The sequence below is a fragment of the Acidobacteriota bacterium genome, assembly GCA_040752915.1.
In the GTDB taxonomy this organism is placed as follows: Bacteria; Acidobacteriota; UBA4820; order UBA4820; family DSQY01; genus JBFLVU01.
Map to the genome: position 1 here is coordinate 1 of JBFMHB010000104.1, position 6704 is coordinate 6704.

General features: G+C 65.6%; 6 protein-coding genes. All 6 read left to right on the forward strand.

What is annotated here, in order from left to right; all coding sequences use genetic code 11:
• The first annotated feature begins 260 nt into the window (after window positions 1–260).
• The gene (locus AB1824_12710; protein ID MEW5765825.1) at window positions 261–1127 is read left to right on the forward strand and encodes an STAS domain-containing protein; all 867 of its coding nucleotides are present in this window, start codon (window positions 261–263) and stop codon (window positions 1125–1127) included.
• A 6-nt stretch (window positions 1128–1133) separates the two neighbouring features.
• Entirely contained in the window at window positions 1134–1517 is a 384-nt protein-coding gene (locus AB1824_12715) for an STAS domain-containing protein (protein ID MEW5765826.1), read from the forward strand.
• Window positions 1510–1917: an anti-sigma regulatory factor gene (locus AB1824_12720; GenBank protein ID MEW5765827.1), complete on the forward strand. Its 408-nt coding sequence runs from the start codon at window positions 1510–1512 to the stop codon at window positions 1915–1917. Before AB1824_12715 ends, AB1824_12720 begins: the two co-directional genes overlap by 8 nt.
• Complete coding sequence (locus tag AB1824_12725; GenBank protein ID MEW5765828.1) at window positions 1908–2927, forward strand: ATP-binding SpoIIE family protein phosphatase; 1020 nt, start codon at window positions 1908–1910, stop codon at window positions 2925–2927. The genes AB1824_12720 and AB1824_12725 overlap by 10 nt, the downstream gene beginning before the upstream one ends.
• Complete coding sequence (locus AB1824_12730) at window positions 2924–5056, forward strand: ATP-binding protein (protein MEW5765829.1); 2133 nt, start codon at window positions 2924–2926, stop codon at window positions 5054–5056. The genes AB1824_12725 and AB1824_12730 overlap by 4 nt, the downstream gene beginning before the upstream one ends.
• The coding region (locus AB1824_12735; protein ID MEW5765830.1) for a PAS domain S-box protein at window positions 5049–6704 on the forward strand (1656 nt) is incomplete at its 3' end. The genes AB1824_12730 and AB1824_12735, both read left to right, overlap by 8 nt.

Here is a 6704-nt window from a genome sequence, read left to right on the forward strand (position 1 = left end):
TCAGCCTCATCCTGGAGCACCCCTCCTTTCGGGGGCGGCGCCCCTCCACTTGTTTACTTCCTTTCGGCAAGATTCTTAGGTGAGGCAACGAATCCATTTCGGAAAGAAATTAGCTGAGGCAAGTCGCCTACTTGACTTTTCCTTGGCGGGAGCAAAAATCGTCTCTGAAAGATAAAGTAAGCGCTCTTGACGGGATTGAAGGAGAAAACCTTGGCAGGCCTTTTATTCCCGGGGCCGTGCATGCCCCAAGGAGGCGTCAAATGGCGGAAAAGCGTTGGGCGGGGCTAGGCGAAATCCTCCTGGACAAGGAGAAGTCCATTCTGAAGACCTGGGTGCAGGAACAAGATCGGATCGGGACCTTGCGGCCCGACCTCATGTCGGAGGCGGATTTGGCCCAAGAAGGAGCCGAGTTCTTGCGATTGTTGGGTCGGGGAATGGCCGCGGCCCAGTCGGAAGACCTGGGGGACCCCGCTTGGGAGCCCCTGCGGGTCTTCCTGGAAAAGGTATCCCGGGACCGGGGGAGAAGGGGATTCGGGCCCTCCGAAACGGCGGGTTTTGTTTTTGCCCTTCGCAGGGTCCTTCTGGAGGAACTCAAGGGTTCCAAAGAGGCGGAGGCCCGCTCCATGGAGGTCGTGTCGGCCGGGATCATGAGCCTTTTGGATCGCCTGGGCCTTCTCACTTTTGAACATTACCTCAAGGGCCGGGAGGAAATTATCGCCCGCCAACAGCAAGAACTCCTTGAGCTCTCCACGCCCGTCGTCAAGCTGTGGGACGGAATCCTGGGTCTTCCCCTCATCGGAACCCTCGACTCGGCGAGGACTCAAGTGGTCATGGAGAGTCTCCTCATGAAGATCGTGGAGACGGGGTCGGAGGTCGCCATCATCGACATCACCGGAGTCCCCACCGTGGACACCCTGGTGGCCCAGCACCTGATCAAGACGGTAGCCGCCGCCCGGCTCATGGGGGCCGAGTGCATCATCAGCGGCATCCGCCCGCAGATCGCCCAGACCATCGTCCATCTCGGCATCAACCTGTCGGACGTTCCCACCAAGTCCACCCTGGCGGACGCGTTTCGATTGGCCCTGGCCCGGATCGGCGGAGGCCCCCGTCCTCAGAAAGAGGGGTGAGCCGCCATGGAGCGGATCCCTATCCTGAAGGTCGGCCCCTACCTCCTGGTGACCATCCAGGTGGACATGCACGACCGCCTGGCCATGGCCCTCCAGGACGATCTCATGAGCGCCATTCAGCGGACCGGGGCCCATGGCGTCCTCCTGGACATCTCCGCTCTGGAGATCGTGGATTCCTTCATCGGAAGGATGCTCGGGAACATCGCGTCCATGTCGAGGGTCCTCGACGCCGAGACGGTCGTCGTGGGCATGCGGCCCGCCGTGGCCATTACCATGGTGGAGCTGGGACTTTCCCTGGCGGGGGTCCGGACGGCGCTGAACGTGGACCAGGGCATGGAGCTCCTGGCGAGGCCTGGGAAGGAAGGAAGGGGAGGGGCGGACTGTGGGTGACGTGTCCCCTCCCGAGGAGATTCCAATCCGGGACGAGGCGGACGTGGTGAGAGCGCGGATTCGGGCTCGGGAGTGGGCCGCCCGCCTGGGTTTCTCCCTGGTGGACCAGACCAAAATCCTCACCGCCGCCAGCGAACTCGCCCGCAATACCCTGATCCACGGAAGAGGAGGCCGGTGCTTCGTGAGCGTCCTGGAGCGAAACGGGCGCGTAGGGCTCTCCATGGCCTTCGAGGACCGCGGTCCGGGGATTCAGGACGTCGGAAAGGCCCTGGAGGACGGCTTCAGCACCGCCGGGGGCCTGGGGCTTGGGCTGGGGGGCGCCCGGCGGTTGCTGGGAGACCTGACCGTAGAGTCCAGGATGGGGGAGGGGACCCGGGTGGTAGGGATCAAATGGCGCTAAAGCAGAGCATTCGCGTCGAGGTGCGGGAAAGGACCGACGCCTCCGAGGTGCGGCGGCAGGCGATGCAGACTGCTCGCGCTCTCGGCTTCGGCGAGGAAAGGGAGGGAAGGGTGGCCCTCCTCGCTACCGAACTGGCGGGGAACCTTTTCAAGCACGCCGGCGGCGGGGAGGTCCTGCTCCGCATCGTGGAGGAGGAGGCCTCGCCCGGTATCGAGCTCCTGGGCCTGGACCGGGGCCCCGGGATGAAGGACGTGGGAGGCTGCCTGAGGGACGGCTTCTCGACGGCCGGGACTCCGGGAACCGGTCTCGGCGCGATGCGGCGCCTTTCAGACCAGTTCGACCTCCACACGCACCCCGGTAAGGGAACGGCGGTTCTCCTCCGGGTTTTCCGAAAGAGACCGCCCCGTGCCGGCAGCTTCCAGGCCGGCGCCGTCTGCCTTCCTGTCGCCGAAGAGCCGGTGGGGGGTGATGCGTGGGCCGTCGCCGTCTCGGGCTCCCGGGGCCGTCTGATCGTGGTGGATGGCCTCGGCCACGGCCCGCTGGCGGCGGAGGCGGCCGATGCCGTCCTGCGTGCCTTCTGGAGGGGCCCCTTCCTCGACCTGGAGGAACTCTTTGCATTTCTCCACGAGGCATCGCGTCACGGGCGCGGGGCGGCTTGCTCCGTGGGGGAGATGGACTTGGGGGCGGAGAGGATCCGATTCGCCGGAGTGGGGAACGTCGCCGGGATGGTGGTCCATTTGGATGGGGAGAAGCGGTGGATGCCCCGTGCCGGAACGTTGGGGGCCGAGAAGGTCAGGCCCGGCGTCCAGGAAGTTCCCTGGACCCCCGGGACGATGCTCCTTCTCCATTCGGACGGGTTGACTTCGCGGTGGTCCCTGGATCAGTATCCCGGCCTGACTCGGCGACACCCTGCCCTTCAAGCGGGGGTTCTGTATCGAGACTGGGCGCGGGGAACGGACGACGTGACGGTCGCGGCGCTCAAGGCGGACCAGGAGGAGGACGGGCCGTGATCCCCCTGATTCACGTGCAGGTCAAGTACGAGAACGACGTGGTGCTCGCGCGGCAGCGGGCGCGGGAGGTGGCCGCGCTGGTGGGATTGGACTCCCAGGACCAGGTGCGGGTGGCCACGGCCGTGTCGGAAATCGCGCGGAACGCCTTCCAGTACGCCGGTGGGGGTACCGTCTCCTTCGCCGTGGAGGGCGCCGTGGCGCCCCAGAGCCTCCTGGTGGAAGTCCGGGACCAGGGACCCGGCATCCCAGATCTGGAGAGGATCTTGGCCGGGTCCTACCGATCGTCCACAGGAATGGGGCTGGGCCTGGCGGGTTCCCGGCGCCTCGTGGACAAGTTTCAAGTGGATTCCCTCCCCCGGCAAGGCACGACGATTCGCCTTTGGAAGCGCCTGCCCCTCTCGGTCCCCGTTCTGACCGCGGTCTCCGTGGAGAAGATCACACGGGACCTCCAGCGGGCCGAGCCCCGGAGCCTCGCCGAGGAAATCCAGCGCCAGAACCAGGAACTCCTGGACACGCTGGAAGCCCTCCGCGTCCGCAACGAGGATCTCCTTCGAGTCAATCGAGAACTGGAAGAGACCAATCGGGGCATCGTGGCCCTCTATGCGGAGCTGGAGGACAAGACCAGCGCCGTCCGCCGCATGAGCGACTTGAGGGCGCAGTTCCTCTCCAACATGAGCCACGAGTTCCGCACCCCCCTCAATTCCACCCTGGCCCTCTCGCGATTGCTCCTGGAACAGGCCGACGGGCCTCTCACGGAGGAGCAGCGAAAGCAGGTGGGCTTCATCCAGAAGGCCGCCCAGGACTTGACGAGCCTGGTCGACGACCTGCTGGACATGGCCAAAGTGGAAGCGGGAAAGATGGAGGTTCGGCCCTCGGAGGTGGACCTCAGCATCCTCTTCGGGACCCTGCGAGGCATGATCAAGCCCCTCCTGGCCAAGGGGAGCGTGGAGATTGTCTTCGAGGATCCGTCGGGGCTGCCTCTCCTCTGGACCGACGAGGGGAAGCTCTCCCAGATCCTGAGGAATCTCCTCTCCAACGCCCTCAAGTTCACCGAGCAGGGAGAGATTCGCCTGCGCGCATTCTGCCGGGGGGACGACCTGATCCTGGCCGTCTCCGACACGGGAATCGGCATTCCCAAAGAAGCCCAGGAGAGGATCTTCGAGGAATACGCCCAGGTGGACAACCGGCTTCAACGGCAGGCCCGTGGGACGGGGCTGGGCCTGCCCCTCTCCCGCAAACTCGCCGCCCTCCTGGGGGGAGCGCTGACCGTCGAAAGCGAGCCGGGCAAGGGGAGCACATTCTGGCTCCGCCTGCCCCTCTCGCACGCGGAGCGGGCCGAGGATGTCCTGCCCACCGAGGATCTGGCCCGCCGGCCGGTCCTGATCGTGGAGGACAGTTCCATCACCCTTGCCCTGTACGAGCGCTACTTGCAGGATTCGGGGTTCCAGGTCTTGGCGGCCTCCTCCGTGAGGGAGGCGAAGCAAGTCTTGAAGACCATCGCCCCGGTCGCCGTGGTTCTGGACATCCTCCTGCCGGGCGGGGAAGGGTGGGAACTCCTCTCCTTCCTCAAGGCGGACCCTTTGACCCGCTCCGTCCCCGTTTTGGTGGCCTCCATCCTGGACGACCAGGACAAAGGATTGGCCTTGGGGGCCGACGACTTCTGCGTGAAGCCCGTGGACAGGAGGTGGCTCCTGCGCAAGCTGGGCGAGGCGGCCCGCCTCGGTCCGGTGGAGAAGATCCTGGTGATCGACGACGAGGAGGTTTCCCGATACCTCCTCCGGAGCCTCCTTTCAGGCACCAAGTTCTCCCTGGTGGAAGCCGCGGGCGGGGAAGAAGGCCTGGTCCTGGCCCGGGAGGAACACCCTCAGCTCATCTTTCTGGACCTCGTCATGCCGGGCCTGAGCGGGGTGGAGGTCCTCCACCGTTTGAAGGAGGACTGCGTCACTCGGGACATCCCCGTCTTCATCTACACGAGCCAGAGCCTGTCGGAGGAGGAGAGGCGGGTGCTCCTGAAGTCCGCAACGAGTATCGTCGCCAAACGGAACTACTCCAGGGAGAGCGTGGTCTGTTCCATCCGGGACGCCTTGAAGCAGAGGCTGGCCGCCGGGGGGAGGAAGTCCGATGGGTGAGGCGGAGCCGCTGGTCCTCCTGGTGGACGACGACGACGCGGGGCGCTACGCCACGGGACGCATCCTGAGACGCCAGGGTTTCGAGGTCCTGGAGGAGGGGACGGGGGAAGGGGCCCTGGTCTCCGCCGAGAGATACCACCCTGACCTCATCGTCTTGGACGTGAACCTCCCGGACCTCAGCGGGTTCGAGGTGTGCCGTAGGCTCAAGGCCTCGCCGGCCACCGCCTCGATCCCGGTCCTCCATCTTTCCGCCACGCACCTCAACCCCGATGCGGTTGCGCATGGCCTCGAGACCGCCGAGGGATACCTCACCCAGCCCGTGGACCCGGCCGTTCTGGTGGCCACCGTTAAGGCCCTCCTGCGCCTCAAGCGGCAGGAAAAGGACCTCGCCGCCGAGCGCAGCCGGTTCCAGGTCCTGGCCGAGACGGCGGCCACGGCCATCTTTCTCTACCAGGAGGACCGCTTCGTCTACGCCAACCCCGCCTGCGAGCGTCTCACGGGGTACGGAACGGATGAGTTGGTGGGGATGCCCTTCCTCCGGCTGATCCACCCCGAGGACCGGGAGATGGTCAAGGCGCGGGCCGAAGCGCGGTTGCGGGGCGAAGCCGTTCTCAACAAGTACGAGTTCCGCATCGTGACCAAGGAGGGGAAGACGCGGTGGATCTTCTTTACCGCGGGGCGGAGCGAGTATGAAGGGCGAATGGCCGTCATCGGCACAGCCATCGACATCACGGAACAAAAGAAGGCCTCCGAGCGGCTCGAGCGGAGCGAGGAGACCTTCCGCCTGCTCTTCCAGAGCCACCCGCACCCCATGTGGGTCTACGACCGCGAGACCCTTGGCTTCCTGGAGGTGAACGACGCCGCCGTCGAGAAGTACGGCTACAGCCGCGAGGAATTCCTCTCCATGACCCTCAAGGAGATCAGTCCCCCCGAGGAGGTTCCCCGATTGGAGGAAGACCTCCGGAAGTCCAGGGCGGTCCTGGAGCATTCGGGCCCGTGGGTCCACCTCCTGAGGGGCGGCCGAAGGATCGAGGTGGAGATCCACTCCCACACCCTCACCTTCGAGGGCCGCCCCGCCGTCCTCGTGGTGGCCGAGGATGTGACGGAGAAGCTGGCGGCTCGGCGGGACCTGGAGGCCTCCGAGCGCCGCTTCCGGACCCTGGTGGAGTCCGCCCAGGAGGGAATCATGGCCGTGGACCGCGTGGGGAGGGTGACCTTCGCCAACGGGCGCATGGCGGACATGCTGGGCCAGAAGCGGAAGGAATTGCTGGGGCAGGATGTGTTCTCCCTGATTCATCCCGAGGAGCGCCAGGATTCGATGGATGGGTTTCTGCTCCGAAAGGCAGGGAAGTCGGAAGGCAAGGAAGTGCGTTTCCTGCGCTCCGACGGCATGGTGGTGCCCGCCTATGCCATCCTGACTCCCCTCCTAGATGGCGCCGGGAATTTCGACGGAGTGGTGGGTCTTCACCTGGATCTCCGGGAAAAGAAACGCCTGGAAGAAGAACTCCAGCGGGCGCGCACGCTGGAGACGATCGGGATGATCGCGGGGGGTGTGGCGCACGAGGTTCGGAACCCCCTCTTCGCCCTACAGACGGTGGCGGCGGCCCTGCACCAGAAGCTGGGAGGTAGGGAGGAGTACGCCGAATAC